Source organism: Streptomyces callyspongiae, from assembly GCF_047200695.1.
Classification (GTDB): Bacteria; Actinomycetota; Actinomycetes; order Streptomycetales; family Streptomycetaceae; genus Streptomyces.
On the sequence record NZ_JBJZOM010000008.1, the window covers coordinates 127,728 to 154,159 of the forward strand.

General features: G+C 70.4%; 20 protein-coding genes. 1 reads left to right on the forward strand and 19 read right to left on the reverse strand.

The window, feature by feature from the left end; all coding sequences use genetic code 11:
• Positions 1-34 precede the first annotated feature (34 nt).
• The 16 genes from rpmA to ACL06G_RS10060 all read right to left on the reverse strand — a co-directional run bounded on the left by rpmA (position 35) and on the right by ACL06G_RS10060 (position 22,240).
• Positions 35-289, reverse strand: a complete 255-nt coding sequence (rpmA, locus tag ACL06G_RS09985; RefSeq protein ID WP_412785910.1) for a 50S ribosomal protein L27 — start codon at positions 287-289, stop codon at positions 35-37.
• A gap of 14 nt (positions 290-303) precedes the next feature.
• The gene (gene rplU / locus ACL06G_RS09990; RefSeq protein ID WP_412785909.1) at positions 304-627 is read right to left on the reverse strand and encodes a 50S ribosomal protein L21; all 324 of its coding nucleotides are present in this window, start codon (positions 625-627) and stop codon (positions 304-306) included.
• A gap of 251 nt (positions 628-878) precedes the next feature.
• Positions 879-5,132, reverse strand: coding sequence for an Rne/Rng family ribonuclease (locus tag ACL06G_RS09995; protein ID WP_412835748.1), 4,254 nt, complete (start codon positions 5,130-5,132; stop codon positions 879-881).
• A 242-nt stretch (positions 5,133-5,374) separates the two neighbouring features.
• Complete coding sequence (locus ACL06G_RS10000; RefSeq protein ID WP_412785990.1) at positions 5,375-6,157, reverse strand: TIGR03936 family radical SAM-associated protein; 783 nt, start codon at positions 6,155-6,157, stop codon at positions 5,375-5,377.
• Positions 6,096-6,887: a GNAT family N-acetyltransferase gene (locus ACL06G_RS10005; protein ID WP_412835749.1), complete on the reverse strand. Its 792-nt coding sequence runs from the start codon at positions 6,885-6,887 to the stop codon at positions 6,096-6,098. The genes ACL06G_RS10000 and ACL06G_RS10005 overlap by 62 nt, the downstream gene beginning before the upstream one ends.
• Before the next feature lie 76 nt (positions 6,888-6,963).
• Positions 6,964-8,886 carry a TIGR03960 family B12-binding radical SAM protein gene (locus ACL06G_RS10010; RefSeq protein WP_412785906.1) on the reverse strand — a complete coding sequence of 641 codons (1,923 nt, stop codon included), beginning with the start codon at positions 8,884-8,886 and terminating at the stop codon, positions 6,964-6,966.
• Between the two features lie 96 nt (positions 8,887-8,982).
• Positions 8,983-10,485 (reverse strand): CYTH and CHAD domain-containing protein, encoded by a 1,503-nt coding sequence (locus ACL06G_RS10015; RefSeq protein ID WP_412835750.1) that lies wholly within the window; start codon positions 10,483-10,485, stop codon positions 8,983-8,985.
• Positions 10,486-10,536: 51 nt separating this feature from the next.
• On the reverse strand, positions 10,537-11,736 hold the full coding sequence (gene rodA / locus ACL06G_RS10020) for a rod shape-determining protein RodA (protein WP_412785904.1): 1,200 nt from the start codon (positions 11,734-11,736) through the stop codon (positions 10,537-10,539).
• Positions 11,733-13,889, reverse strand: coding sequence for a penicillin-binding protein 2 (mrdA, locus tag ACL06G_RS10025; RefSeq protein ID WP_412785903.1), 2,157 nt, complete (start codon positions 13,887-13,889; stop codon positions 11,733-11,735). Before mrdA ends, rodA begins: the two co-directional genes overlap by 4 nt.
• A 40-nt stretch (positions 13,890-13,929) precedes the next feature.
• The gene (gene mreD / locus ACL06G_RS10030; protein WP_412785989.1) at positions 13,930-14,652 is read right to left on the reverse strand and encodes a rod shape-determining protein MreD; all 723 of its coding nucleotides are present in this window, start codon (positions 14,650-14,652) and stop codon (positions 13,930-13,932) included.
• A 5-nt stretch (positions 14,653-14,657) separates the two neighbouring features.
• Positions 14,658-15,704 (reverse strand): rod shape-determining protein MreC, encoded by a 1,047-nt coding sequence (gene mreC, locus ACL06G_RS10035; protein WP_412835751.1) that lies wholly within the window; start codon positions 15,702-15,704, stop codon positions 14,658-14,660.
• Positions 15,705-15,799: 95 nt separating this feature from the next.
• The gene (locus ACL06G_RS10040; RefSeq protein ID WP_412785988.1) at positions 15,800-16,819 is read right to left on the reverse strand and encodes a rod shape-determining protein; all 1,020 of its coding nucleotides are present in this window, start codon (positions 16,817-16,819) and stop codon (positions 15,800-15,802) included.
• 305 nt (positions 16,820-17,124) lie between these two features.
• Entirely contained in the window at positions 17,125-17,538 is a 414-nt protein-coding gene (gene ndk / locus ACL06G_RS10045) for a nucleoside-diphosphate kinase (RefSeq protein WP_412785901.1), read from the reverse strand.
• A gap of 80 nt (positions 17,539-17,618) precedes the next feature.
• Entirely contained in the window at positions 17,619-17,963 is a 345-nt protein-coding gene (locus ACL06G_RS10050) for a DUF4233 domain-containing protein (protein ID WP_412785900.1), read from the reverse strand.
• Positions 17,963-19,462 (reverse strand): bifunctional tetrahydrofolate synthase/dihydrofolate synthase, encoded by a 1,500-nt coding sequence (gene folC / locus ACL06G_RS10055; RefSeq protein ID WP_412785987.1) that lies wholly within the window; start codon positions 19,460-19,462, stop codon positions 17,963-17,965. Before folC ends, ACL06G_RS10050 begins: the two co-directional genes overlap by 1 nt.
• Before the next feature lie 138 nt (positions 19,463-19,600).
• Positions 19,601-22,240 carry a valine--tRNA ligase gene (locus tag ACL06G_RS10060; RefSeq protein WP_412785899.1) on the reverse strand — a complete coding sequence of 880 codons (2,640 nt, stop codon included), beginning with the start codon at positions 22,238-22,240 and terminating at the stop codon, positions 19,601-19,603.
• A gap of 129 nt (positions 22,241-22,369) precedes the next feature.
• Between ACL06G_RS10060 and ACL06G_RS10065 the strand changes: the two genes are divergently transcribed.
• Positions 22,370-23,308, forward strand: coding sequence for a hypothetical protein (locus ACL06G_RS10065; protein ID WP_412835752.1), 939 nt, complete (start codon positions 22,370-22,372; stop codon positions 23,306-23,308).
• Positions 23,309-23,374: 66 nt separating this feature from the next.
• Here the strand turns inward: ACL06G_RS10065 and clpX are convergent, their stop codons facing one another.
• The 3 genes from clpX to ACL06G_RS10080 form a co-directional block, all read right to left on the reverse strand.
• Positions 23,375-24,664, reverse strand: coding sequence for an ATP-dependent Clp protease ATP-binding subunit ClpX (gene clpX, locus ACL06G_RS10070; protein ID WP_412785897.1), 1,290 nt, complete (start codon positions 24,662-24,664; stop codon positions 23,375-23,377).
• A gap of 135 nt (positions 24,665-24,799) precedes the next feature.
• Positions 24,800-25,498 carry an ATP-dependent Clp protease proteolytic subunit gene (locus ACL06G_RS10075; RefSeq protein WP_412785896.1) on the reverse strand — a complete coding sequence of 233 codons (699 nt, stop codon included), beginning with the start codon at positions 25,496-25,498 and terminating at the stop codon, positions 24,800-24,802.
• 67 nt (positions 25,499-25,565) lie between these two features.
• A complete protein-coding gene (locus tag ACL06G_RS10080) occupies positions 25,566-26,171 on the reverse strand; it encodes an ATP-dependent Clp protease proteolytic subunit (protein WP_412785986.1) in 606 nt (201 codons plus the stop codon).
• Between the last annotated feature and the right edge of the window lie 261 nt (positions 26,172-26,432).

Genomic DNA, 26,432 nt, shown 5'->3' on the forward strand with positions numbered 1-26,432 from the left:
CCCTCGCGAAGTGTGTCGGTGCCGAACCGGGCCGTTACTCGCCCGGAACGATGTTCACGACCTTGCGGCCGTGACGGGTGCCGAACTGCACCGAACCCGCGTCCAGCGCGAACAGGGTGTCGTCGCCACCGCGACCGACGCCGGTGCCCGGGTGGAAGTGGGTGCCGCGCTGACGGACCAGGATCTCACCGGCGTTGACGAGCTGACCGCCGAAGCGCTTCACACCGAGCCGCTGCGGGTTGGAGTCGCGGCCGTTCCGGGTGGACGATGCGCCCTTCTTGTGTGCCATGTGTTCTCAGTCCCTTACTTCGCGGCCGGGGCGGGGATGTCGGTGATCTTCAGCGCGGTGTGCAGCTGGCGGTGACCGATCCGCTTCTTGTAACCGGTCTTGTTCTTGTACTTCTGGATCCGGATCTTCGAACCCTTGTGGTGGTCCACGACCTCGGCCTGAACCTTCACGCCGGCCAGCACCCACGGGTCGCTGGTGACGGACTCGCCGTCCACCACGAGCAGGGCCGAGAGTTCGACGTTGTCGCCGACCTCACTGGTGGAAATACGGTCAACCTCGATGACATCGCCGACGGCGACCTTCTGCTGGCGGCCACCGGTGCGCACGATCGCGTACACGACTCTCGCTCTCTCTCGCTCGATTCGGACCTCTGATGCCAGCCGCCCAGGCGGGAGGTGAATCCCGACGGTTCCGCTGAGGAATGAACGGCCTCTCCCGCGGATGTCGCGACATCGACCCGGGAGGGAGTTGCTCAGAAGTGCGGCGCATCCTGACGACACGCCGAAGGTCAAGGCTACGGGGCCTTGACCAGCGGGTCAAACCCGGCCCGGTCCACTCCCGCACGGGGCGGACCGGGCCGGCCCGCCCGTCAGTCCTCGGCCGGGGCCGAAACGGACGGCGCGCTCTGCTGGTCGGCCGCCGCCGCCCGCTTCGCCGCCTTCGTCTCCACCGTGGCGTCCGCTCCGTTCTCCGTACCCGCGGAGGCTCCGGCGCTCTCGGCCGCGTCGGCCTTCCTCGCGGTCGCCTTCCTCGCGGCCGACTTCCTCGCGGCCGACTTCCTCGGAGCAGCCTTCTTCGCCGTGCTGCTCTTGCGGGCGGTCGCCTTCTTCGCCGCGGAACGTGCCGACTTCTTGGCACTCCCGGAATCCGGGGACTCCTCCACGGCTCCGCCGCCCTCGGAAGCCTGCCGCGCGGAGTCCTCGACGCGGGCGGCGGGAAGCACGATCGCGCCCTCCTCGCTCTCCGCCACCTCCGGCGGGCCGGCCGGCGCCGACGCCTTCCTCGTCGCCCGACGACGGCCACGCGGCGCCGCCTCCGCCGAAACCGAACCACCGTCCGCCGCAGCGGACTCCTGCACCGAGGACTGTGCGGCATCGGAACCCGCTGCAGCGGACCGGTCGACCGCGGGCACGACGATCGCGCTGCCGTCGCCCTCCGCCACCTCCGGCACACCGGCCGGCGCCGACGCCTTCCTCGTCGCCCGACGACGGCCACGCGGCGCCGCCTCCGCCGAAACCGAACCACCGTCCGCCGCAGCGGACTCCTGCACCGGGGGCTCCGGAGAGCCCTGGGCCTCCGTCGACGCCGCTGCGGACACCACGATCGAACCGGCGGCCTCTGCGGCGTCGCCCTGCGGCGCGCCCGCCGGCGCGGACGCCTTCCGGCGCGCGCGGCGCCGGGAACGCTGCCCCGCGGCAGGCTCCGGAGCAGTCCCGTCCGACGACTCCGTCGCGGCCCCGGACGGCGCAGCCTGCGACACCGACTCCGCAGCGGGCTCCGCGGCCTTGCTCGCCGACTTCTTCCCGGCCTTCTCCGCGGACTTCCGCCCGGACTTCCTCGCCGGCTTCTCCGCCTCCGCAGACGCCTCGGACTCCGCCTTCGGCGGCCCTGCCGGCGCGGACGCCTTGCGGCCGCCCCGGCGACGGGAACGTCCGCCGCGCGCAGCCGCCGCCTCGGCCTCGGCAGCCGTGCTGTAGAGCTCCTCGTCCGGGACGAACTCCGGCTCGGGCAGCTTCCCCGGCTTCTCGGACTTCTCGGCCTCTCCCGCGGCCCGCTCCGGCTCGGCCTCCGGCGCGGCTGCGGTCTCCACCTCGGCGGCGGCCGCCTGAGCCGCGGCCTTCTGCTTCTTCCGGCTCTTCTTGCCGCCCCCGCCGCCACCGGCGGCATGCGCCTGCTCGACGTGCACGATCAGGCCCCGGCCGTTGCAGTGCACGCACGGCTCGGAGAACGACTCGAGCAGGCCCTGACCCACGCGCTTGCGCGTCATCTGGACCAGCCCCAGCGAGGTGACCTCGGCCACCTGGTGCTTCGTACGATCCCTGCCCAGGCACTCGAGGAGCCGCCGCAGTACCAGGTCGCGGTTGGACTCCAGCACCATGTCGATGAAGTCGATCACGATGATGCCGCCCAGGTCGCGGAGCCGCAGCTGCCGCACGATCTCCTCGGCCGCCTCCAGGTTGTTCCTGGTGACGGTCTCCTCGAGGTTGCCGCCCTGGCCGGTGAACTTGCCGGTGTTCACATCGACCACGACCATCGCCTCGGTCCGGTCGATCACCAGCGAACCACCGCTGGGCAGCCACACCTTGCGGTCCAGCGCCTTGGTGAGCTGCTCGTCGATCCGGTGCGTGGCGAACACGTCCACGTCGGACGTCCACTTCTGGAGCCGTTCCACCAGGTCCGGTGCGACATGCGACACGTACCCGTGGATCGTCTCCCATGCCTGCTCACCGGAGACGACGACCTTGGAGAAGTCCTCGTTGAAGATGTCGCGGACGACACGGACCGTCATGTCCGGCTCGCCGTAGAGCAGCGTCGGCGCGTTGCCCTTCTGCGACTTCTTCCGAATGTCCTCCCACTGCGCCTGCAGCCGCTCCACGTCGCGGCGCAACTCCTCCTCGCTCGCGCCCTCGGCCGCGGTACGGACGATCACACCGGCGTTCTCCGGGACGACCTGCTTGAGGATCTGCTTCAGCCGCGCCCGCTCGGTGTCGGGCAACTTGCGGCTGATGCCGGTCATCGACCCCTCGGGCACGTACACCAGGTACCGGCCCGGCAGCGACACCTGACTGGTGAGCCGCGCGCCCTTGTGCCCGATCGGGTCCTTGGTCACCTGGACGAGCACCGGCTGGCCGGACTTCAGCGCCGTCTCGATGCGCCGCGGGCCGTTCGCCATGCCGAGTGCCTCGAAATTGACCTCACCGGCGTAGAGAACGGCGTTGCGTCCCTTGCCGATGTCGACGAACGCCGCCTCCATCGACGGCAGGACGTTCTGCACCTTGCCGAGGTAGACGTTGCCGACGTACGAGGTCGACTGCTCCTTGTTCACGAAGTGCTCGACGAGGACGTCGTCCTCGAGCACCCCGATCTGCGTGCGATCGCCGTTCTGGCGCACCACCATGACGCGCTCGACGGCCTCGCGGCGGGCGAGGAACTCCGCCTCGGTGATGATCGGCACCCGCCGCCGGCCCTGCTCGCGGCCTTCACGGCGCCGCTGCTTCTTCGCCTCCAGCCGGGTCGAGCCCTTGATGGCCTGCACCTCGTCCGCAGGCTCCGGGTCCTTCTTCTTCCGCGGCTCGCGGATCTTGACGACGGTCCGCTCCGGGTCGCCGTCCGACGGCGCGCTGTCGGGGCTGTCCCCGCTGCGGCGGCGGCGCCGGCGCCGGCGCCGCGAGCTGCTGGACGAGCCGCCCGAGCCGGCACCGGACCCGTCCGACTCCGTCCCACGCCCGGAACCGGACTCGTCCCGCGCGTCCTCCGGTTCGTCGTCCTCGTCGCCGGAACGGCCCTCCTCGTCGGGCCCCGAATCGGCACCACGGGCGGCGTCCTGCGTCTCGGCCTGCTCGCCGCGGCGGCGGCGACGCCCGCCGCGCCGGCGACGGCGCGTGGGACGGTCGCCGTCGCCGCCCTCGTCGTCCGCCTCGTCGGCACGGGAGTCGCCACCGTCGTCCTCGCCGCCGCCCCGACGGCCACGGCCGGCGGGGGCGGAGGGGGCCCCGTCCTGCTCGTCCTGCTCGTCCTCGCCGTCCTCCGCAAGAGCCCGCTCGGCGGCGGCCTCGGCGGCGGCACTCTGCGGAGTCTGGAACATCGGCTCGGTGAAGACGGGTGCCTGGAACACTGCCACGGGCGGCTTCGCCGCCGGCTTGCGGGCAGACCCGCCACCGGCGGACCGCTCGGTCTCGCCGGCCCCGTCAGCAGCCTTCGCGGAACCGGCCGTAGCAGCCTTCTCCGCTCCCTGCTCCTGCGGAGCACCGGCGGCCTTCCGCGCCGACCGGCGGCGCGTACGGCCCGCTGCGGACGGCTCCTCGGAGCCGTCCTTCGCGGAACCGGCCTTCCCGTCCTGCGCGGCCTTGCCGGACGCCTCGTCCACCGCGGTGTCGGCTGCGGCGGAGGACTCCCCGTGCGTGGACCGCCGACGGGAACGGGCAGCCCCGCCCCGGGACGTACCGCCGGCCGTGGCGGCCGCCTTCTCCCCGGCTGCTGATTCGGAGTCCTGGACGGAGCCGGATTCCGGGGCCGCGGTGGCGGTGTCCCCGCCGTCCCCGCCGTCCCGGACGTTCCCGGCAGGCCGGTCGCCGCTCCCGGCGGACTCCGGAGCCCCCGCGGGTGCGGAAGTACGACGGGTGGCACGCCGCCGCGTGCGCCGCGGCGCATCGGCAGCAGCAGACTCCTGGGCGTGCGCGTCCTCCCCGCCGGTCGCCCCACCGGCAGCGGACAGCTCGTCCGCCGCCACGGCGGCGGCACCCGAAGCGGTCGCCCCGCTCACACCCTCACTGACAGGTGGCGCGTCCTGGACCTGCGCCGCGGAAGCGGCCGACGGAGCGGCGGTCTTCCGCGTGGCGCGACGGCGCGGACGGGCAGGAGGCTCCGCGGAAACCGCCGGGGCACTGTCCTGGGCCACCTCGTGAGCGGCTTCCGCGGCAGCGGGCAGGCTCTCCGGGGCAGGTGCCGCAGGGGCCGCGGGCGGCGCACCCGCCGGGGCCGACGCGCGGCGCCGGCGGCGCGGGGGCAGGGTGTCGCTCGGGCTGCCGGCAGCCTCCGAACGATCGGCCGGCCCGGTCGCCAGCGGTGTCTTCTGCGTGTTCTCGATGTTCTCCGCGGCTGCGGAGTCGGTGCGCTCGGGCATGCGGGCAGTTCTCCCGTCACGCTCCCGGGCGCCACGCCCCTCCGGTCGCGGCCTGCGCCTCTCGCGCTGCCGCGTCCCGTCGGGCGCGGGCGCCGCTCGGGAGCTGTTCGTGTCACTCGCCGGTTCCGTCCCTGCGGGTCCGGCTACGGCGAAAGTCTTCTGTCTCCATGCGCCCGCCTGCCGGTCAGCTGCCAGGGTGGCTCCCTGGCGCTCGCGTCGGCGGCGACGCGTCGACTGCGTACCTACGCGGTGACGGCCCCGGTCGTCTCCGGGGCGACCGCGCTCGGCGCCGTCGCGGCGAGGGCTGCGTCGCGGTCGGGCACCAGCGGGTCGGTCACCGTGCCGGACTCCTCATCGAGCGGCCCCTGCGCCAGCCTGGTCACCTCGACAGGGACCGGCGGCGCCAGGTCGGCCGTAGCGCGGAGCCCGGACAGGACGTCGTCGGGTCGTACGGCAGGTGTCAGGTGCCGCACTACCAGCCGCAGTATCGCACAAGGATGCTGTCCCGGCCCATCGTGCTCGCTCCGCGTGACCGCACCGATGTCGAGCGCAGCCACGGCAGCGCGTGCGTCGAAGGTCCGGATACCCTTCTTCGTCCTCCGCCGGACCTCGACCGTCTCCGCCGCGAGGAAGGCGTCGACCGCACGGCGTGCCTCGTCGTGGGCCACCCCCTCCATCCGCAGTTCCCAGGCCGAGGCCCGGAGCCGGTCGGTGAAGTCGGAGGTGCGGGCCTCCACCGCATCCGTCAGGTCGAGGCCCGTCGGCATGCAGGCGTCGAGCTTCCGGCGCAGATCCTCCGGATCACGCCGGGAGACGAGGCCGATCTCCAGGTACTCGGCCTCACTGGCGGTACCCGTCGGCGCCGCATTGGCGTAGGACACCTTCGGGTGCGGCGTGAATCCCGCCGAGTACGCCATGGGCACCTCGGCGCGCCGCAGCGCGCGCTCGAAGGCGCGCTGGAAGTCACGGTGACTGGTGAACCGGAGGCGGCCGCGCTTGGTGTAGCGCAGTCGGATGCGCTGCACCGCGGGTGCGGGCGGCGGGCCTTCGGGCTGTCGCTTGCCCAGGGTTCTCTCCTCGGTGCAGGGCGGCACGCCCCGGGCGGCCGCCCTTGGATGTACAGGTGCAAGGGGGCGGAAGTCCGTACCGTCGCGCCCCTGTGGTGCGCCCACGCACGGATGATCCTGCCGTCCAGAGTACGCGCCTCTCCGGATCCGGGGGCTCAGACCGTCGGTACCCAGTACCGCAGCTTGTCCCCGCGCCGGTCCTCGAAGACCCACCACCGCTCTCGATCACCCTGCGCGAGGCGGAGTTGTCGTGGTCGCAGGTGATCAGCACCTGTTCGATGCCCAGGACACGGGCGTGCCGCAGCCCCTCACGGAGCATCGCGGTGGCGTGGCCGCGCCTGCGCGCCGAGGGACGCACGTCGTACCCGATGTGCCCGCCCTGCTCGTGGAGGAAATCGTTGAGGCGGTGCCGGATCGCGAAGCGTCCGAGGTAGGTGTCACCGTCGATGTACCAGTAGGTCGTGCACGGCACGAACCCGGCCCGCCGCAGCGTCTCCTCGCACTCGTCCGCCCGGACCGCCGCCACATAGGCGGCGAAGCCCTCCGCCTCGTGCCAGACACCGCCGAACCCGGCGAGGTCGTCCCCCAGGGACGTGCCGTCGCCGGAGCGCCCCTCCGCCTCGAACTCCGCCATCGCGGCGACGAAGGAGCGGCGGACGGCGGTGGTCGGAAGCATCAGTTCGGGCATGCCCGGCAGTCTGCCGACCGCCCCGGGGAGATGCCAGGGGCTTTCCCCGGGCAGCCCGTGCGGACCGCCCGGCGGCTCACTTCACCGTCAGCGGCAGGAGCTTCTTGCCCGTGGGACCGATCTGGATGTCGGTGCCCATCTGAGGACACACGCCACAGTCGAAGCAGGGGTCCCAGCGGCAGTCCTCGACCTCGGTCTCGTCGAGGGCGTCCTGCCAATCCTCCCAGAGCCAGTCCTTGTCGAGACCGGAGTCGAGGTGGTCCCAGGGAAGGACCTCCTCGTAGGCACGCTCCCGGGTCGTGTACCAGTCGACGTCCACGCCGTGCTCGGGCAGCGTCGCCGCGGCCGCCTCCATCCACTGGTCGTAGCTGAAGTACTCGCGCCAGCCGTCGAAGCGGCCGCCCCGGCGGTGCACCTCGCGGATGACGTCACCGACCCGCCGGTCGCCGCGGGAGAGCAGTCCCTCCACGATGCCCGGCCGACCGTCGTGGTAGCGGAAACCGATGGAGCGGCCGTACTTCTTGTCCGCGCGGATCTTGTCGCGGAGCTTGCCCAGCCGGGCATCGGTCTCCTCCGCGGACAGCTGCGGCGCCCACTGGAACGGCGTGTGCGGCTTGGGTACGAACCCGCCGATGGAGACCGTGCACCGGATGTCGTTGGACTTCGCGACCTCGCGGCCCTTGGCGATCACGTTGACCGCCATGTCGCCGATCTGGAGCACGTCCTCGTCCGTCTCGGTCGGCAAGCCGCACATGAAGTAGAGCTTCACCTGCCGCCAGCCGTTGCCGTAGGCGGTGGCGACGGTGCGGATCAGGTCGTCCTCCGAGACCATCTTGTTGATGACCTTCCGGATCCGCTCGCTCCCTCCCTCGGGCGCGAAGGTGAGGCCGGAACGACGCCCGTTGCGAGTGAGCTCGTTGGCGAGGTCGATGTTGAAGGCGTCGACCCGGGTGGAGGGCAGCGAGAGGCCGATCTTGTCCTCTTCGTAGCGGTCGGCCAGCCCCTTGGCGACGTCCCCGATCTCGCTGTGGTCGGCGGAGGACAGCGACAGCAGGCCGACCTCCTCGAAGCCCGTGTTCTTGAGGCCCTTGTCGACCATGTCGCCGATACCGGTGATGGAGCGTTCCCGGACCGGTCGGGTGATCATGCCGGCCTGGCAGAACCGGCAGCCGCGCGTGCAGCCGCGGAAGATCTCCACCGACATGCGCTCGTGCACCGTCTCGGCCAGGGGCACCAGCGGCTGCTTCGGGTACGGCCAGTCGTCCAGGTCCATGACCGTGTGCTTCGAGACGCGCCACGGCACACCGGAGCGGTTCGGCACCACACGGGAGATCCTGCCGTCCGCCAGGTACTCGACGTCGTAGAAGCCCGGCACGTACACCGAACCCGTCCTGGCCAGGCGGAACAGCAGCTCCTCCCGCCCACCCGGGCGTCCCTCGTCCTTCCAGGCGCGGATGATGTCGGTGATCTCCAGCACCGCCTGCTCGCCGTCCCCGACGACTGCGCAGTCGATGAACTCGGCGATCGGCTCCGGGTTGAAGGCGGCATGGCCGCCCGCCATCACGATCGGATGGTCCTCGGTGCGGTCCGCCGCCGCCAGGGGGACGTCGGAGAGCTCGAGGGCGGTGAGGAGGTTGGTGTAGCCCAGCTCGGTGGCGAAGGAGACACCGAGCACGTCGAAGGCGCCCACGGGACGGTGCGCGTCGACGGTGAACTGCGGCACGCCGTGCTCGCGCATGAGCTTCTCGAGGTCGGGCCAGACGCTGTAGGTGCGCTCGGCCAGCACGCCCTCACGCTCGTTGAGCACTTCGTAGAGGATCATGACGCCCTGGTTGGGCAGGCCCACCTCGTAGGCGTCCGGGTACATCAGCGCCCAGCGGACGTCGGTGGAGTCCCAGTCCTTGACGGTGGAGTTGAGCTCGCCGCCGACGTACTGGATCGGCTTCTGGACGTGCGGGAGGAGTGCCTCCAGGCGCGGGAAGACCGACTCGACTGGCATGGGTGGTGTCCTCGGATCAGGGTGCGGCGTCTTCGGGTGAGGTGACTCTCCAGCGTAACGTGCCCCGGAGCCGGCCCCTCCCCCGCCGTGGACGCGTCAGAAGCGGTGCTCGGTCGCGGCACGCCGGGCGGCAGGCAGGTCGCGCTCGTAGCCCTGTGCGAGCGTCCTCTCCTGCTCGTACAGCACACCGTAGGTGAACGAGTGCTCGCCGGCGTCGTGTGCCTGCTGTGCGAGGTCGCGCAGTGCGGCCCGGGCGACGACGCCGTCGTGGTGGTCGCCCAGGAGCCGCTGGAGAGCGGTCGTCCGTTCGACGTGTTTCGCCGCCGGCTTCCCCAGGGCGGGGCGTGCGACCTCGGCGGCGTAGCGGGCGCGTTTCGCCGCTTTCCGTGCGCGGTGCAGGGCCTGGTCGCGTGCGTCTCCTGCCGGGGCGGCGAGCGCCTCGCGCACGCGGGCGTCGAGACGTGCGGTGTCACGGCGGACGGCGCGGGCGAGGACGCGCTCGGCGGGCTTCGCCGCGGCCGGTCGCAGAGGCGGGTCGGCGAGCAGGTCGGCGAGGGCGTCGAGGAGGGCGAGGTAGCGGCGTCCGTCGAGGACCGCGGTGACACTGCGGCGGCTGCGGGTACGGCGTGCGCGGTCGTAGGTGTGCAGCCGGGTGCGCACCGGGCCGAGCCGGAGGGGGCGGGGAAGGTGCGCGAGGTGGTCGAGGAGGCGGTCCATGAGCACCTCGCGGTCCCGGTCCTGGCCCAGTTCTGCGGCGAGCCACCGCAGTTCCTCTCCGAGGGCATCGGTGGTGGAGCGGTCGAGGACGGCGCGGTGGGAGCGGAAGCAGCTGCGCAGTCGCCGTGTCGCGACCCGCATCCGGTGCACGGAGTCGGGCTGGTTCCGGCGCACGGCCGGGTCCAGGGCGACGAGCGCGCGCACCTGGGTGCGGACGTAGGCCAGGACGTGGTCTCCGGCGTTCCGCGGCGTCGGCGGGGGCCCGGGTTCGGAGGAGGGCGGCGTTCCGCCGGTCTCGTCGAGCGCGCGCTGCAGTTTCGATGCCGCGCGTGACGGCCGGAGGCCGGCCTTGCGCAGTCGCTTCCCGACGCGCTCGAGGAGTTCGGGAGGCCCGTCGGCGAGTTCTGCCTCGATCTCGGTCCAGTGTGCGGTCGGGGTGTCGTCGGTGCCGAGCCGGGTGGCGGTCACCGTGTCGCGGGACACCTCGGCCAGCAGAGTTCCCTCGGCGTCCTGGAGGTGGAACGTGTGACGTTCGGAGGTGAGTTCCACGATCGGCTCCAGCGGCTCGGTGCGCGCGCGTGAGCGGACGAGGGCGGTCAGGGTGCGCGGCGGCGACGCGGCGAGGGGGACGCGGTACTCGTCGCGGGTGTGCGGGCCTGCGGGAAGTTTGAGGTGCCAGCCCTCATGGGTGCCGCCGGTGCGGCGGCGCAGGGTGACCCCGTCGGCGGCGAGACGCGAGTCGGCGGTGTCCCAGTAGACGGCGCGGAGGGTGGCGTGGCCGCGGTCGGTGACCGTGGCCACGCCCTTGACGTGGAGGTCGGGGAGTTCGGTGTCGTCGGTGGCCTCGTACTTCCGCTCGACCTCGCGCACCATGTCCGCCATGAGGGAAACGTAGGCCCCTGGAGGACGTACGGCAACGCCGACCGGTGGGTGTCAGGCGGACACCGGTCGTTGCACCTTGATCGATTGCAGCAGGCCGATGGAGATCCACACCGCGAACATGGAGGTGCCGCCGTAGGAGACGAACGGCAGCGGCAGGCCCGCGACGGGCATGATGCCGAGAGTCATGCCGATGTTCTCGAAGGTCTGGAACGCGAACCAGGCGATGATGCCGGCGGCGACGATGGTGCCGTAGAGCTCGGTGGTCTCGCGGGCGATGCGGCAGGCGCGCCACAGCACCAGGCCGATGAGGCCGATGATGGCCGCGCCGCCGACGAAGCCGAGTTCCTCGCCGGCCACGGTGAAGATGAAGTCGGTCTGCTGCTCGGGGACGAACTGGCCGGTGGTCTGGGTGCCGTCGAAGAGTCCCTTGCCCCAGAGCCCTCCGGAGCCGATGGCGATGCGCGCCTGGTTGGTGTTGTAGCCGACCCCTCGGGGGTCGAGCGAGGGGTTGGCGAACGCGGCGAAGCGGTTGATCTGATACTCGTCGAGCACTCCGAGCAGCCAGACGGCCACAGCTCCGCCGATGCCCGCGAGGGAGAGGCCGATGATCCAGCGGTAGGAGGCGCCGGAGGCGAGCAGGACGCCCAGCACGATGCACACGACGACCATCGTGGAGCCGAGGTCGGGCATGAGCATGATGACGCCGATGGGGACGGCTGCCATGCCGAGCGACTGCAGCACAGTGCGGTGGTCGGGGAACTCGCGGTCGCCCGCGTCGACCCGGGCGGCCAGCAGCATCGCCATCGCCAGTATCACGGTGACCTTGACGAACTCGGCGGGCTGGAGCGAGAGCCCGCCGCCGAGGTCGAGCCAGGCCCGGGAGCCGTTGATGGTGGCACCGAGGGGAGTGAGGACGAGGAGCGCGAGCACCACGGAGATGCCGTAGAGCACGGGAACGGCACCGCGCAGCCGCCGGTGGCCGAGCCAGACCGTTCCGGCCATCAGGCCCAGTCCGATGAGCAGACTCAGCACGTGGCGCCAGAGGAAGTACTGCGGGTCGCCGTGGTTGAGGGTGTCCCGGTTGCGGGTGGCGGACCAGACGAGGAGCGATCCCAGGAGGGACAGCACCGTGCCGGCCGTGAGCAGCGGCCAGTCGAGGCGCCACAGCACGGAGTCGCGCGCGGTGGCGCGGCGCCAGGCGGAGCGCTGCTGGGGGCCGTAGCCGGCCAGTCCGTAGGAACGGTCGGTCACTCGGTGCTCCCGTCGTCGCCCCCGGCCTGGGCCTTGAGATTGGCGGCCTCGAACTTCTTGGAGAACCGGGACAGGATCTGCCCGTTCTTGCTGATTTTCGGGAGGGCCTTCTCCGGCTCCGGCAGCAGCGCCTTCTTCTTGTTGATGGAGCCGTCCTCCTGGACCCCGTAGATGGCGTCGTAGATGTTGCGCACGTAGGGGCCGGAAGCTCCGGAGCCGGTGCCGCCCTGGGAGATGGTCATCACGATGGTGTAGTCGTCGGTGTAGGTGGCGAACCACGAGGTGGTCTGCTTGCCGTACACCTCGGCCGTACCGGTCTTGGCGTGCATGGGGATCTTCTTCTGCGGCCATCCCACGTCGGCGAACCGCCATGCCGCGGTGCCGTGCGTGGCGACTCCGGCGAGGGCCTGGTCGATCTGGTTCAGCGTCTTCCTGCTGATGGGCAGTTTGCCGTGGGAGCTGGGCTCGATCGGGTCCACGGTCGAGCCGTCGGCGCTGACGACGGCCTTGCCCACGGTCGGGTCCATCAGTTTTCCGCCGTTGCTGATGGCGCTGTAGATGACGGCCATCTGGATGGGGGTGACAAGGGTGTCGCCCTGGCCGATGGAGTAGTTGATGGCGTCGCCGGCGCGCATCTTCATCCCGGAGACGCAGTTCTCCTTGGCGATCTTCTCGGCGAAGGTCTTGGGGTTCTTCACCTTGCACCAGGAGTCGTTGTTCGCCTCCCAGTAGTCGCGCTTCCACTGACGGTCCGGAACGCGGCCGCTGACCTCGTTGGGGAGGTCGATGCCGGTCTCCTCACCGAGGCCGAAGTCGTGCGCCGTCCGGTAGAACCAGTCGTTCGCGGACTTGTTGGGCTCCATCCCGCCGTCCTTCTTCCACTCCTGGTGGGCGAGGCGGTAGAAGACGGTGTCGCAGGACACCTCCAGGGCACGGCCCAGGTTGATCGCTCCGTAGCTCTGGGACTCGTAGTTCTTGAAGACGTGGCCGCCGACGCTGTAGGCCGAGGAGCAGTCGTAGCTGCCGTCGAAGGGGTAGCCGGCCCGCACCGCGGCGGAGCTGGAGACGACCTTGAAGATCGATCCGGGTGCGGCGACGCCCTGGATGGCGCGGTTGATCAGCGGGTAGTTCGACTTCTTGCTCGTGAGCCTCTCGTAGTCCTTGGCGGAGATGCCGCCGACCCAGGAGTTGGGGTCGTACTCGGGGTTGGAGGCCATGGCGACGAGGCGCCCGGTGTCGGACTCCATCACGACCACGGCACCGGCGTCGGCTTCGTAGTTGCGGCCGGTGTTGTGGTCGAACTGGGTGCGCGCCATCTTCATGCCCGCCTTCAGCTCGCGCTCGGCGACGGCCTGGATGCGGGAGTCGATGCTGGTGATGAGCGTGGATCCGGCTTCGGGCCGCTGGCTCTCGGACTGGCCCATGACCCGGCCGAGTTTGTCGACCTCGTAGTCGGTGACGCCGGCGTCGCCGCGCAACGCCTGGTTGTAGCTGCGCTCGAGCCCGGAACGGCCGATCTGGTCGGAGGGGAGGAAGGGGTTCTCGCTGTCCTCTGCCTCCTTGATCTCCTCGTCGGTGACGGGCGACAGGTAACCGAGCACCTGGGAGGTGTCGGCGCCGTAGGGCGCGGGGTAGCGGCGTACGGCCTTGGGCTCGGCGGTGATGCCGGGGAAGTCCTCGGAGCGTTCCCGGATGGTGAGGGCCTGTTGCGCGGTGGCTTCGTCGGTGATGGGGATGGGCTGGTACGGCGAGCCGTTCCAGCAGGGTTTGGGGGTCTCCGCGTCGCAGAGCCGCACCCGCTTCTTCACGTCGTCCGGCGGCAGGTCGAGCACCTCGGCCAGGCGGGTGAGGACGGCGGCGCCGCCGTCGTCCATCTTCAGCAGGGCGGTGCGGGAGGCGGAGACGACGAGCCGGGTCTCGTTGTCGGCCAGGGGGACGCCCCGGGCGTCGAGGATGGAGCCGCGGACGGCGGGCTCCACGACCTGCTGGACGTGGTTGCCCACGGCCTGCGCCGTGTATTCGTCGCCGTTGCGGATCTGCAGGTACCAGAGCCGCCCGCCGAGAGTGATCAGCAGGGAGAACACCAGGATCTGGATGGCCACCATGCGGATCGTGATGCGCGGTGTGCGTCCGGTCTCCGGGATGTTGCTCATGCGTTCCCCTCGCGGTGGTCGGTCTGTCGCCCCAGCACGCTCACAGCCGCTTGACCCCCTTGATGCTCGCCGCCTTGTTCCGTGCGGAGCGGCCGATGAGGGAGCCGCGCGGGCCACCGAAGGATGCGGGCCTGCCGCTGCGCACGCTGCGTACGCTGCGGCCGGCGAGGAACCCGGAACGCAGGGTGCCGCTGCCGACGGTCCAGCCGGACGCGGCGCTGCTCCTGCCGGTCCCGGAGGTCGTCCCGTCCCCCAGGGGATCGCGCGCGGTGCGGCGCGCCGCCGCCATGATCAGGGGAACCGTGAACGGAGCCAGGAGGAGGTTGTAGAGGATGGCGGTGAGCAGCAGGCCCCCGATGCCGGTGTTCAGCGCAGGAGAGTCGCCCACGAGAGCGCCCACGCCGGCGTAGAGCAGCGTGGAGCCGACGGCGGCACCGCCGACGACGGCCATGGGCAGGGTCGCGGACCGGTGCTGGCCGTTCTCGGGCTTCGTCAGTCCGGCCAGGTAGCCGACGATGCAGAGCACCATGGCGTACCTGCCGACGGCGTGGTCGGCGGGCGGGGCGAGGTCGGCGAGCAGACCGGCACCGAACCCCACGAGGGCTCCGCCGGTCGGGCCGTACACCATGGCGAGACCCAGCACGGTCAGCAGCAGCAGGTCGGGCACGGCCCCGGGGAGTTGGAGCCGTGCCAGGATGCCGACCTGCACGATCAGCGCGAGCAGCACGAAGGCGGTGGAGAGCAGGATCCGGTTGGCGCGCATCACGGTCACTCAGCTCCTGGGGCCTCGGGGCCCGGTTCGGCGGGCTCGGCGGGCTCGTCGGGGTTGTTCGTGTCGGGTGCGGCGGTGTCGCCGGGGGCCGGTGGCGCGGCCTGGGCACCGTCCTCGTCCGGCGGTGCGGCGCCGGGCGTCGCGGTGACGGTGACCGTCGGGGCGGGCTCGGGCTTCTTCGGCTCCTTCGGGCGGAGCACCTTGTCCCGGGGATCCTTGCGGGGCGGTTCCACGACGATGCCGACGAGGTCCAGGCGGGTGAACCGTGCGAAGGGCCGGATGCGGAGTGTCCGCGTCAGGTCACCGGTCTGCCGTTCGACCTTGGAGACCTCGCCGACGGGTACGCCGGGCACGAACGGGGTGCCGTTGTGGGATCCGAACGTGACGAGTCGATCGCCCTTCTCGACGCGGGCCTTGCCGTTGAGGAGCTGCACCGTCATGGAGTCGCTTCCCTGTCCGGCGGCGAAGCCGAGTTCGGAGTTGCCCTCCATGCGCGTGCCCACGGTGAAGTCGGGGTCGTTCGCGAGCAGGATGGTCGAGGTGGAGGTACCGACGGTGGTGGTGCGGCCGACGAGGCCGGCGCCGTTGATCACCGTCATGTCGGGGGTGATGCCGTCCTCACTGCCGACGTCGATGGTCGCCGTCCAGGAGAATCCCTGAGCGGCACCGATGCCGATGACCTCGGCGGCTTTGATGCCGTAGCCGCCTGCCCCGGCGGTGCGCAGCAGGCTGTCGAGTTCTCGGGCTCTGGAGCGGTTCCGGTCGTCGGAGCCCAGTTTGCGGCGGAGCTCCATGTTCTCCTGCCGGAGCGCCTTGAGGCGGTCGTGGCGTTCCCCCGACTCCCGTACGGCGGAGATGGCGTGTCCGACAGGGTCGACGGCGTCGGACACACCTTCCTGAACAGGTCCGAGTGCGGAGGCGGTGGTGCGCCGCGCGCCGTCGAGCGGGGACTGCTCGCCTCCCTGCAGGTCCACCGTGATCAGTGCGAACGCGATGGCGACCAGCAGGACGAGCAGCAGCCGGCTTTCTCGGGAATCCCTCACGTGCGGCGGCCGTGCCTTTCTCCGTGGGACCGGGCGGTCGGTGTCGGTTGTGGTGTTGTGGTGCCGGAAGTCCGGCCGGGGCTCCGGCCGGACCGTCAGCGCCGGGGCTGCGAGTCGAGGACCTCCTGGAGGGCCTCGAACTCCTCGACGCACTTGCCGGATCCGAGCGCCACGGAGTCCAGCGGGTCCTCGGCGATGTGGATGGGCATGCCCGTCTCGTGGCGGAGGCGTTCGTCGAGACCGCGGAGGAGTGCGCCGCCCCCGGTGAGAACGATGCCGCGGTCCATGACGTCACCCGAGAGTTCCGGCGGGCACTTGTCGAGGGTGGTCTTCACCGCGTCGACGATGGCGTTCACCGGTTCCTCGATGGCCTTGCGCACCTCGGCGGCGGAGATCACGACGGTCTTCGGGAGGCCGCTGACCAGGTCGCGGCCCCGGATCTCGGTGTGCTCCTCCTTGTCGTGGGAGTACGCCGAACCGATGGTGATCTTGATGCTCTCCGCGGTGCGCTCGCCGAGAAGGAGGCTGTACTCCTTCTTGATGTGCTGGATGATCGCGTTGTCCAGCTCGTCGCCGGCGACGCGGATGGACTGCGCGGTGACGATCCCGCCGAGCGAGATCACCGCGACCTCGGTGGTGCCGCCGCCGATGTCGACGACCATGTTGCCGGTGGCCTCGTGGACCGGGAGGCCGGAGCCGATGGCTGCGGCCATCGGCTCTTCGATGATGTGGACCTGCCGGGCGCCGGCCTGCGTGGACGCCTCGATGACCGCGCGTCGTTCGACACCGGTGATACCCGAGGGCACGCAGATGACGACCCGGGGACGCGCGAGGTAACGCCTCTTGTGGATTTTCAGGATGAAGTAGCGGAGCATCCGCTCGGTGATCTCGAAGTCGGCGATGACGCCGTCCTTGAGCGGGCGGACCGCGACGATGTTGCCGGGGGTGCGGCCGATCATCTTCTTCGCCTCGGCACCGACCGCGAGGATGCCGCCGGTGTTCGTGTTGATGGCGACGACGGACGGCTCGTTGAGAACGATCCCGCGACCCCTGACGTACACCAGCGTGTTGGCGGTCCCGAGGTCGACAGCCATGTCACGGCCGATGAACGACATGTTGTTCGCCATAGGATACGTCTGGCCTTCCAACTGGAGCGATGTGGCGTGCGGGACGGCAGGGGGAAGCTGCGGAAACCGCTACGCGGAGAAGCGAGATTCCATCGTAGACGCGGACTCCGGGAACCGCAGCGAGGGTTCCTCCGCCATTCTCGGGAGAACACCGTTCGTCCCCCGGAACGGTGACGTCGTGTTCGGGTGAAGCCTTCCCCCGAACGGCTGAAAATATGCGGAAGGACGAGCGGATTCCTCATGTTGCCCCAGGTCACCGGGGGCCCGCAGCTGACGCCTCGTCAGCGGGGAAATCAGGCGAAGTCGGGAAAGAAGAGCCCGAGCTCGCGCGCGGCGGACTCCTCGGAGTCGGAGGCGTGCACCAGGTTCTCGCGCACGATCGTCCCGAAGTCCCCCCGAATGGACCCGGGCGCGGCGGCGATCGGGTCCGTCGCTCCGGCCAGGGCACGCAGCCCGTCGATCACGCGCTCGCCCTCGACCACCATGACCAGGGAGGGGCCGGAGGTCATGAAGTCCATGAGCGGAGGGTAGAACGGCTTGTCGATGTGCTCGGCGTAGTGCTTCTCCAGCACCGGTCGTTCCAGCGTCCGCAGCTCCATGGCACGGATGGTCCAGCCCGCCTTGCTCTCGATACGGCCGACGATCTCACCGATCAGACCGCGGCGGACCGCGTCGGGCTTCAGGAGGACGAGCGTGCGCTGACTCATGTGCGGTGCTCCTTGGGAATACTGCGTGGGACGCGGGTATCGGGGGTGGTCAGAGGCTACACGGGACCCCCGCGGCGTTCTCAGGCGGTGTCCGCCTCCGCTGCTGCCCGAGCGGCCTTCGCCGCGTCGATCCTGCGCCCGTAGTGCACGGAGGCCCACCACAGGCCCGCGAAGCAGGCTCCCAGGAAGAACAGGGAAGGGACCACGAACCCCCCGGCGACGAGGCCGACCTGCAGGGCCCATCCGCCCGGTACCGCCCACGGGCGGCCCAGCATCCCGCACAGCAGCAGCGACAGCAGCATCCCCGTCGCGCTGACGGCCCAGATCGTGGTGGCGGAGACGTCGCTGAGCCGCATCGCGACGAGTCCCGCGAACCCGATCACGAAGAACTCGCCGATCAGCGTACTCGCGCAGAGGGTGCGCACTACCGGCCCCTTCCGAGAAGCAGCCGTGCCTCGCCGACGGTGAAGACCGAGCCGGTGACCAGGACGCCGGCTCCGGCGTACTCACCCTCCTCCTCCGCCAGGGCGATGGCGGCCTCCAGCGCGTCGTCGAGCCGCGGCTCGACCTGCACGCGGTCCTCCCCGAACACCTCGACGGCCAGAGCGGCCAGTTCGTCGACGTCCATCGCCCGGTGGGTCGCGTTGCGCGTCACCACGACCTCGGTGAAGACCGGCTCGAAGGCTTCGAGGAGGCCCCTCACGTCCTTCTCCGCGCTGCAGCCGACGACGCCGACCAGCCTGCTGAACCCGAAGGCCTCACCGACGGTGGCCGCGGCCGCCTGCCCACCGGCCGGGTTGTGGGCGGCGTCCAGCAGAACGGACGGCGAGGATCGGACGAGCTCCATGCGGCCCGGCGTCGCCACCGAGGCGAAGGCCTGGCGGACGGTCTCGATGTCGAGCTCGCGGGCGTTCTCGCCGCCGATACCGAGGAAGGCCTCGACCGCCGCCAGCGCCACGCAGGCGTTGTGCGCCATGTGGGCGCCGTGCATCGGCAGGAAGACGTCGGGGTATTCGCCGCCGAGCCCCCGCAGCGTGATGAGCTGACCGCCCACCGCGACCTCGCGGGAGACCACGCCGAACTCCATGCCCTCCCGCGCAACCGTGGCGTCGACGTCGACCGCGCGCCGGAGCACCACCGACGCCGCCTCGACGGGCTGCTGGGCCAGAACGACACGGGAGTCCGTCTTCACGATGCCGGACTTCTCGGCGGCGATCTTCTCGGGGGTGTCGCCGAGGCGATCGGTGTGGTCCAGCGAGATGGGCGTGATCACGGCAACATCGGCGTCGATGACATTCGTGGCGTCCCAGGTACCGCCCATGCCCACCTCGACGACGGCGACGTCCACCGGCGCGTCCGCGAAGGCCGCGTACGCCATGGCGGTGAGCACCTCGAAGAAGGAGAGGCGGTACGACTGCCGGGCGTCGACCAGTTCCACGAAGGGGGCGACGTCCCGGTAGCTCTCGACGAAACGCTCGGCCGTGACCGGGGCTCCGTCGATGCTGATCCGCTCGGTGATCGACTGCACGTGCGGGCTGCTGTAGCGGCCGGTGCGCAGGTCGAGCGCGCCGAGCAGGGCCTCGATCATGCGGGCGGTGCTGGTCTTGCCGTTGGTGCCCGTGACATGGATGGACGGGTAGGCCCGCTGCGGTTCGCCGAGCACGTCCATGAGCGCGGCGATGCGCTCCCGGGACGGGTCGAGTTTCGTCTCGCCCCAACGGGTGGCCAGCTCCTCCTCGACCTCGCGCAGCGCCCGATCGGTCTCGGGGTCCTCCGGGCGGGCGGGCACCACGTCCGGCTGGGGCGGCCCCGCCTGGGCACGGAGGGTCCGGCTGCCTGCCTCGATCACGGCGAGATCGGGGTCGCGGTCGGTCTCCTCGCCGACGATCTCCTCGAAGGGGTCGGCAGCGGAATCGCCGGGCATCGGTTCGTCGGGTTCTGGGGGCTGCTCGCTCACGGTCGCAAGTCTACGGAAGGGGGCAGTGCGCCCGCCCGGCCACCACCGCAAGACGGCGAGCGCCGCACGGGAAGCCCCGTACGGCGCTCGTCCGGCTCTCCGGGATCAACCCGGCAGGCGCTCCAGCTGCCCCTTGATGCGCTCGATGTCGGCCTCCGCGACGGCCTTCCGGTCACGGATCTTCGCCACCACGTGCTCCGGTGCCTTGGCCAGGAACCCCTCGTTGCCCAGCTTCGCGGTCGCCTGCCCGAGTTCCTTCTCGGCGGCGCCGAGGTCCTTGGTCAGGCGCTTGCGCTCTGCCTCGAAGTCGATGGCGTCCGAGAGGTCGAGCGCGACCGTGGCCCCGGCGACCGGCAGGGACGCCGTCGCCGAGAAGTCCTCACCCGCGGGTTCCAGCCGCAGCAGGGCACGGATGGCGTCCTCGTGCGCGGCGAGGGGGGTGCCCTCGGCCGCCAGGCGCGCCGGGACCCGCTGGCCCGGCTGCAGGCCCTGATCGGCACGGAACCGGCGGACCTCGGTGATCACCTGCTGGAGGGTGGCGATCTCCTGCTCCGCCGACGCGTCCCGGAAACCGGAGTCCTGCGGCCACGGGGCCACGACGACGGACTCCCGCCCGGTGAGGGTGGTCCACAGGGCCTCCGTGACGAACGGCACGACCGGGTGGAGCAGCCGCAGCAGCACGTCCAGGACCTCGCCCAGCACACGGCCGGAGACCTCGGCGGCCCGACCGCCCCTGGCGAAGGTGGTCTTGGTGAGTTCGACGTACCAGTCGAAGACCTCGTCCCAGGCGAAGTGCCGGAGCGCGTCCGCCAGGCGCGCGAACTGGAAGTCGTCGTAGTGGGTGTCCACCTCGGCGACCGTGGCGTTGAGGCGGGAGAGGATCCAACGGTCCTCGGCCGTCATCTCCTCGGGGGACGGCAGCGGTCCCGCGACGGTGGCGCCGTTCATCAGCGCGAAGCGCGTCGCGTTCCAGATCTTGTTGGCGAAGTTCCGCGACGCCTTCACCCAGTCCTCGCCGATCGGCACGTCCGTGCCGGGGTTGGCGCCGGAGGCGAGGGTGAAGCGGAGCGCGTCCGAACCGTATGCCTCCATCCAGTCCAGCGGGTCCACGACGTTCCCGAACGACTTGGACATCTTCTTGCCGTGCTCGTCCCGGACCAGGCCGGTGAGGGCGATGGTGCGGAACGGGGGTGTGCCGTCCATCGCGTAGAGGCCGAACATCATCATCCGGGCGACCCAGAAGAAGATGATGTCGTGACCGGTCAGCAGGACGTCGGTCGCGTAGAACTTCTCCAGGTCCGGGGTGCGTTCGGGCCAGCCCAGAGTGGAGAACGGCCACAGGCCGGAGGAGAACCAGGTGTCCAGGACGTCGGAGTCCTGCGCCCAGCCCTCGCCGCTCGGGGGCTCCTCGTCGGGGCCGACGCAGCGGACCTCGCCGTCCGGTCCGTACCAGACGGGAATGCGGTGTCCCCACCACAACTGGCGGGAGATGCACCAGTCGTGCATGTGGTCGACCCACTCGAAGTAGCGGCTCGCCATGTCGGCCGGGTGGATCGTGACGCGGCCGTCGCGGACGGCGTCACCGGCGTCCTTGGCGAGCGGGCCGACCTTGACCCACCACTGCATGGACAGCCGCGGCTCGATGGTCGTACTGCACCGCGAGCAGTGCCCGACGGAGTGGACGTAGGGGCGCTTCTCCGCGACGACCCGGCCCTGTTCGCGCAGCGCGCCCACGATCGTGGAACGCGCCTCGAACCGGTCGAGCCCCTCGAAGGGGCCGTGCGCGGTGATGACGCCGCGCTCGTCCATGACCGTCAGCGACTCCAGGTCGTGCCGGCGGCCGATGGCGAAGTCGTTCGGGTCGTGCGCGGGCGTCACCTTGACCGCGCCGGATCCGAACCCGGGGTCCACGTGTTCGTCCGCGACGACCGGGATCGTCCGGCCGGTCAGCGGCAGTTTGATGCGCCTGCCGATCAGGTGCCGGTAGCGCTCGTCCTCCGGGTGGACGGCGACCGCGGTGTCGCCGAGCATGGTCTCGGCGCGGGTGGTCGCGACGACGACGGTGTCCTCACCGTCCCCGTACTTCAGGGAGACGAGCTCGCCGTCGTCCTCCTGGTGATCGACCTCGATGTCGGAGAGGGCGGTCAGGCAGCGCGGACACCAGTTGATGATGCGCTCGGCCCGGTAGATCAGGCCGTCGTCGTACATCTGCTTGAAGACGGTCTGGACAGCACGGGACAGGCCCTCGTCCATGGTGAAGCGTTCGCGCGACCAGTCGACGCCGTCGCCGAGGCGCCGCATCTGGCCCAGGATCTTCCCGCCGTACTCCTCCTTCCACTGCCAGACGCGTTCGACGAACGCCTCACGGCCGAGGTCCTGGCGGGACTTGCCCTCCTCGGCGAGCTGCTGCTCCACCTTGTTCTGCGTCGCGATGCCCGCGTGGTCCATGCCGGGCAGCCACAGCGACTCGTGGCCCTGCATCCGCTTGCGGCGGGTCAGGGCGTCCATCAGCGTGTGCTGGAAGGCGTGGCCGAGGTGCAGCGAACCGGTGACGTTGGGCGGCGGGATGACGATGGTGTACGGCGGCTTCTCGCTCTTGGCGCTCGCCTCGAAATACCCCCGCTCCACCCAGCGCTCGTACAGCGGCCCTTCTACCTCGGCCGGCGCGTACTGGGTCGGCAGATCTGCTGGGGCTGCTGTCCGGGACCCGTGCATCGCGGGACCCTGCTGGGTGTCGTCAGTCACGGCGCTCAGTCTACGGCGGCACATGTGATGGTCTCGAATCGGTTTGTGCCCCGATGCAGCGCACCGTCGTCACGTCCGTCAGGATGTCGGTGCGCATTCATACGCACAGCAACGGAGGGGACGCGCACCATGAGTCACAACCAGCCGCCACCGGGCCCTTACGGCCAGCCGCAGGGACAGCCCGGTCCGTACGGTGCGCCCGCCCCGCCGCCCCAGGGGCAGCCCGGCCAGCCGGGCTACGGCTACCCCCAGCAACCCCCGCAGCAGCCCGGCTACGGCTACCCGCAGCAACCCCCGCAGCAGCCCGGTTGGGGCGGCCAACCGCCGGTTCCGGGACAGCCGCAGCCGTACGGTGCGCCCGGTCAGCCCGGCATGCCCTACGGCCAGCAGCCCGGCATGCCCATGCCTCCGCAGGGCGGCGGCAGCAGCACGGGGAAGACCGTCGCGATCATCGTGGGCTCGCTGGCGCTGGTGGGTGCCGTGATCGTCGCGATCGTGCTGAGCACCGGCGGCGGGAGCGACATCGCGGACGACGGGCCGCACAAGCTCGAGACGCCGCAGACGGTGCTGGGCGAGTACAGGAGCAGCAATCAGGGCACGTCCCAGGAGATGTCGCAGTCCGAGATGGACGAGGCGGGCATCGCCGACGGCACGGCGGTGTCGGAGAACTACAACACCCTGGACCCGACCGACCCGGACACCTCCCCGAGCGACCTGCAGAACATGAAGGCGCTCTCGCTGTTCGGGGCCTACGGCGAGGTGGACGACCCGGAGGGCGCGGTGGACAGCGTCTTCGAGGACGCCACGGAGACGTCGAACCTCAAGCTCGTCGGCAATGCCGAGCAGCAGGCGCCGAACGACTTCAACGGGTACATGAAGTGCCAGATGATGGAGAACAGCGGTCAGACCGCGCCGGGCGTGCCCAGCACGTTCCCGATCTGCGCCTGGGGTGACAACAGCACCCTGGCCGCGGTGTCACTGATCGACGCCTCCAGCACTCTCACCCTCGAGGACGCCGCGCAGCGGACCGCCGACCTTCGCAACGAGGTCCGCGTCCCGGTCGGCTGACCGCACCGAAGCACGAAAGGGGCGCCCGGCCGTTGCCGAGCGCCCCTTTCCCGTTCCCGGAGCCCGTCAGGCGCTCTTGTCGCGCCGCTCGCCCTGGCCCGCGTCACGGGTTCGGGGCACAAGCGTGGGGTTCACGTTCGAGTGCACGACGTCCTCGGTGATGACGACACGCTCCACGTCCTTGCGCGACGGGACCTCGTACATCACGGACATCAGGACCTCTTCCATGATGGCGCGCAGTCCACGTGCGCCGGTGCCGCGGAGGATCGCCTGATCCGCGATGGCGTCGAGCGCGGGGCGATCGAAGTCCAGCTCGACACCGTCGAGTTCGAAGAGGCGCTGGTACTGCTTGACCAGAGCGTTGCGGGGCTCCATGAGGATCTTCAGCAGCGCCTCGCGGTCCAGGTTGTGCACGCTGGTGATGACGGGGAGGCGGCCGATGAACTCGGGGATCATGCCGAACTTCACCAGGTCCTCGGGCATGACGTCCTCGAACTGGTTGCTCTCCTCGATCTCCCGCTTGGAACGGATGTCCGCGCCGAACCCGATGCCCTTGGCACCGGCCCGCGACTCGATGATCTTCTCCAGTCCTGCGAACGCGCCGCCGACGACGAACAGCACGTTCGTCGTGTCGATCTGGATGAACTCCTGATGAGGGTGCTTGCGGCCGCCCTGCGGCGGCACCGAGGCGCTGGCTCCCTCCAGGATCTTCAGCAGGGCCTGCTGGACGCCCTCCCCGGACACGTCGCGGGTGATCGACGGGTTCTCGCTCTTTCGGGCAACCTTGTCGATCTCGTCGATGTAGATGATCCCGGTCTCGGCCTTCTTGACGTCGTAGTCGGCCGCCTGGATCAGCTTCAGCAGGATGTTCTCGACGTCCTCGCCCACGTAGCCCGCCTCGGTCAGCGCCGTGGCGTCGGCGATGGCGAAGGGCACATTGAGCATCCGTGCCAGGGTCTGCGCGAGCAGCGTCTTGCCGGAGCCGGTGGGGCCCAGCAACAGGATGTTGGACTTGGCGAGTTCGATGCCGTCGTCGCGGTTCTGCGGATTGCCGTTCTCACCGGCCTGTACCCGCTTGTAGTGGTTGTAGACGGCCACCGAGAGCGCCTTCTTGGCGGCCTCCTGACCGACGACGTATCCCTCGAGGAACTCGTAGATCTCACGGGGCTTGGGCAGTTCGTCCCAGCGCACCTCGGAGGACTCGGCGAGCTCCTCCTCGATGATCTCGTTGCACAGGTCGATGCACTCGTCGCAGATGTACACGCCTGGCCCCGCGATGAGCTTCTTCACCTGCTTCTGGCTCTTGCCGCAGAACGAGCACTTGAGCAGGTCGCCGCCGTCACCGATGCGTGCCACGAGGTGCTTCCCCTATCGCCTGGGATCCGTCCGCTCGACGGACCGAGGTACGTGCACAGAAGACGGTACCTTCCCGCACCGCCGAAGTGTGCCCCCCTTGGAACGACTGCGTCCAAGGGGGGCTGGTGGGGCGGATCAGCCCCCGAGATCGACCGAACCCTTGCGGGTCGTGATGATCTGGTCGATCAGTCCGTACTCCAGGGACTCCTCGGCGGTGAGGATCTTGTCCCGCTCGATGTCGTCGCGGATCTGCTCGATGTCCTTGGTGGAGTGCTTGGCGAGCAGCTCCTCCAGCTGCGTCCGCATCCGCTGGACCTCCTTGGCCGCGATCTCCAGGTCGGAGACCTGGCCGCGGCCGGTCTCGGAGTACGGCTGGTGGATCAGGATGCGGGCGTTGGGCAGGGCCATGCGCTTGCCCGGTGTGCCGGCGGCCAGCAGCACGGCGGCGGCCGAGGCGGCCTGGCCCATGCAGACGGTCTGGATGTCCGGCTTCACGAACTGCATGGTGTCGTAGATCGCCGTGAGCGCCGTGAACGAGCCGCCGGGGCTGTTGATGTAGACGGAGATGTCACGGTCGGGGTCCATCGACTCCAGGCACAGCAGCTGCGCCATGACGTCGTTCGCGGAGGCGTCGTCGATCTGGACGCCGAGGAAGATCACCCGCTCCTCGAAGAGCTTCGCGTACGGGTCGTACTCGCGCACGCCCTGCGAGGTGCGCTCCACGAAGCGGGGAACGACGTACCGGGCGTCGGGCGACGGCCCGGTGTAGCGGCCCTGCGAGCCGGTCGTCGGGCCCGTGCTGCCGGTACCGGGCATGTGGGAAAGGCTGGTCATCGCGGTGTCTCCTGGTGAGAGGCTGGCTGCGGAAGGCGGAGCGGGGACGGGGGCGAGCCGGCGGGGCTCACGCGCCCGTACCGCCGCCGCCGGGAAGTTCGGCCGCGGAGCCGTACACCTCGTCGATGAGGCCGTAGTCCTTGGCCTCCTGCGCGTTGAACCAGCGGTCGCGGTCCGCGTCCCGGGTCCACTGCTCGATGCTCTGACCCGTGTGCTGGGCCGACAGCTCGGCCATCTTCTTCTTGGTGCGGAGCAGCTGCTCCGCATGGATCTTGATGTCCGAGGCGGAACCGGCCAGACCCGCGGACGGCTGGTGGATCAGGATCTCGGCGTTCGGCAGCGCGAACCGCTTGCCCGGCGTGCCGGCGCTGAGCAGGAACTGGCCCATCGAAGCGGCGAGGCCCATGGCGATCGTGACCACGTCGTTCTTGATGTACTGCATGGTGTCGTAGATCGCCATGCCGGCCGTGATCGATCCGCCGGGGCTGTTGATGTAGAGGTAGATGTCCTTGTCCGGGTCGGCGGCAAGGAGCAGCAGCTGCGCGGTGATCTTGTTGGCGATGTCGTCGTCGACCGGCTGCCCGAGGAAGATGATCCGCTCGTTGAGCAGTCGGTTGTAGACCTGGTCGCCGAGGCCGCCACCGAAGTTGGGCTCAGCGGCGGCGGAGGGCATCGGAAGCGTCACGTGTCCACCTGCTCGTGTGTACGGACGGCTGCGATTCGGCGTGGCCGTCACTGGCGTCGTCTTGCGGGCGGGCCCTTCTCCGCGGCGCCTGGTGCGAGGCGGGCCGAGGAGGGCTTCGCCCTCGTGTCTACGGACCCTAACGCGCTGGTCGGCGGCGGCACTCCCGCAACGGGTGGCTGTTCGCTGTCAGCTTGACCTCCGCCTCTCCGTGCCGGCGCGGGAGTTCCCCGGTCCACTGCCGAAAAAGGA